This window comes from Methylobrevis pamukkalensis, from assembly GCF_001720135.1.
Classification (GTDB): Bacteria; Pseudomonadota; Alphaproteobacteria; order Rhizobiales; family Pleomorphomonadaceae; genus Methylobrevis; species Methylobrevis pamukkalensis.
In genome coordinates, this window is the sequence record NZ_MCRJ01000293.1 from 1 (window position 1) to 769 (window position 769).

Below are 769 nucleotides of genomic sequence, written 5' to 3' on the forward strand. Positions count from 1 at the left end.
CAGCAGCAACGATGTGGTGACGGAAGCGGCCGGGGCCGGCACCGACACGGTGCGCGCGTCGGTCAGCTTCACGCTCGCCGCCAGTCTCGAACATCTGATCCTGACCGGGTCGCTGGACATCAATGGCACCGGCAACTCCGGCGACAACCGCCTGACCGGCAACGCCGGCGACAACCTCCTGAACGGCGGAGCCGGCATCGACACCATGGCCGGCGGCGCGGGCGACGACACCTATGTGGTCGATGCCGCGGGCGACGTGGTGACGGAAGGCAGCAACGCCGGCACCGACACGGTGCGCACGACGCTGGCGGCCTACACGCTGGGCAGCCATGTCGAGAACCTGCAGTTGTTCCTCTCGCTGGACAGCGTGGCCCGCAACGGCACCGGAAATGGGCTGGCCAATGTGATCACCGGCAGCAACGGCAACAACGTTCTGGCGGGCCTTGGCGGCGACGACCAGATGTTCGGCAACAACGGCAACGACACGCTGCAGGGCGACGAAGGCAACGACCTGCTCGATGGCGCCTTGGCGACGACACCATGGCCGGCGGCGCCGGCGACGACACCTATGTGGTGAACTCGGCCCTCGATGTGGTGGTCGAAGCCGCGGACGGCGGCACCGACACGGTCCAGTCGTCGGTCTCCTTCATCCTCGCCGCCAACTTCGAACACCTCACCCTCACCGGCACGGCCAGCATCGACGGACAGGGCAACGCGCTGGCCAACCGCCTCATCGGCAACACCGGCGCCAACAACCTCGACGGCGGAG

Annotated in this window: 1 protein-coding gene and 1 pseudogene; both read left to right on the forward strand. The window is 67.9% G+C overall.

Annotated features, from left to right (window positions below; translation table 11 throughout):
- The coding region (locus tag A6302_RS20595) for a calcium-binding protein (RefSeq protein ID WP_141704064.1) at positions 1-577 on the forward strand (577 nt) is incomplete at its 5' end.
- Positions 541-769 (forward strand): annotated as a pseudogene (locus tag A6302_RS20600) (M10 family metallopeptidase C-terminal domain-containing protein); the annotation flags it as partial. The gene A6302_RS20595 and the pseudogene A6302_RS20600, both read left to right, overlap by 37 nt.